We start from the raw sequence: 1514 nt of genomic DNA, 5'->3' as shown, positions 1-1514 counted from the left end.
ATGCTCTGTTGTCCGGCAGGTTGTGGAGTTGAGACCGCGGCGCATGAAATGGGCACCGGGATTTGCCGGGTCTGGGCGGCTTGTGTGGCGCAGGGATTCGGAGCAAACTGGGTAGCTGCCGTGTCAGCCAAATGGCTGACAGGCTTGTCATTGATACTCAGGGATTGAGCTATGGATAGTCTTGTTCTTGTTGGGCTGCTGGTTCTGGTGGCCGTGTTTTTCCTGAAATTTCTTGCCCGCAATCGTACCGCTACGGCGCCCGCTGACCTGTTGCGTTATCGTCGCCGGCCGGCGCTCTTTACTCCCGCCGAGCGTTCTTTTGCCGGTGTGCTGGATCAGGTACTGGATGCCCGCTACCGCGTTTATGGCAAGGTGCGTGTGGCTGATCTTATTGAGCCGCTGCCAGGCAAAGATCGCCGCATCTGGCAAAAAGCCTTCAACCGCATCAGCGCCAAGCATTTCGATTTCGTTATCTGCAACAGCAGCGACCTGGTACCTGTTGTGGTGCTCGAGCTGGATGACAGCAGTCATCAGAAAGCCAAACGCCAACAGCGCGACGAGATGCTGCAGCAGATCTGTCAGCAGGTCCAGCTACCGCTGATTCGCGTGCCGGCACAGAAAGGCTATAAGCTGGCAGAAGTCGAAGACTATCTGAAGCCGCTGCGAGATCTTGAAAAGACGGTTGATACCGAAGCGACGGGGCAGGGCGCACCACTGCGGGCAGTGCGGGATGATACTGGCTGGGCGGCGGGGATGTGAGAGAGGCTTTCGGGGTGTGGTGCTCGTGTCGTGAAGGGGCTGTTTCTGAAATGGATTTTCAATCACCTGCCAAAGCATGAAAAGGGATTCTTATGGAGCTCAAGCAACACCTTGAATTACTAGCTTCCTACAATGCCTGGATGAACCTGAAGGTCTACGAGGCTGCTGGGCGGCTCGATTCGCGGGATCTTGCCAAAGAGAGCGGCGCCTTTTTCGGCTCTGTACTCGGAACCCTGAATCACATCGTTGTCGGGGATACTATCTGGCTGCAGCGGTTTGCGACACACCCCGCATGCGGTCTTTCACTGCGCCAGGTCGCCGATTTACCGCCGCCTCTGTCCCTGGATCAGCTCCAGTTCAAAGATTTGCACGCTTTGACAAAGCACCGTGTCTGGCTGGATGAGCAGATCACCCAATGGATAGCTGCGCTTACCGAAAGTGATCTGGAGCACGTGCTCCACTACCGCAACACCAAGGGCATTGCTGCCAACAAGCGCTACGCCAGCCTGATCCTTCACTTTTTCAATCATCAGACCCACCACCGGGGCCAGGTCTCGACCTTGCTGCACCAGGCAGGGGAGGATATAGGAGTTACGGATCTGCTGGCGTTGATTCCGGATGAAGAGAGGGTGTGACTTTGGGCTATGACTTTGCGATGGGGTCTGGACGGTGGCAGGTGTGAGTGTCGGGCTGCGTTGAGTGAAAGACAGAAAGAGTCGGCGAGCACAGTTCAACCACATAGGTAACAGTGCAGT

At 56.2% G+C, this 1514-nt stretch carries 2 protein-coding genes; both read left to right on the top strand.

Going from position 1 to position 1514, the window contains the following annotated elements; translation table 11 throughout:
- Positions 1–171 precede the first annotated feature (171 nt).
- A complete protein-coding gene (locus MPRO_RS03545) occupies positions 172–759 on the top strand; it encodes a DUF2726 domain-containing protein (RefSeq protein WP_067287071.1) in 588 nt (195 codons plus the stop codon).
- A gap of 92 nt (positions 760–851) precedes the next feature.
- Complete coding sequence (locus MPRO_RS03540) at positions 852–1394, top strand: DinB family protein (protein ID WP_067287069.1); 543 nt, start codon at positions 852–854, stop codon at positions 1392–1394.
- Positions 1395–1514 lie beyond the last annotated feature (120 nt).

This window comes from Marinobacterium profundum, assembly GCF_001528745.1.
GTDB classification, from domain to species: domain Bacteria; phylum Pseudomonadota; class Gammaproteobacteria; order Pseudomonadales; family Balneatricaceae; genus Marinobacterium_A; species Marinobacterium_A profundum.
This window is presented reverse-complemented; position numbering and strand designations above follow the sequence as displayed.

Bases quoted from the DNA above. Each gene is read 5' to 3' on its own strand.
- MPRO_RS03545 (WP_067287071.1), top strand. From the start codon at position 172: ATGGATAGTCTTGTTCTTGTTGGGCTGCTGGTTCTGGTGGCCGTGTTT.
- MPRO_RS03540 (WP_067287069.1), top strand. From the start codon at position 852: ATGGAGCTCAAGCAACACCTTGAATTACTAGCTTCCTACAATGCCTGG.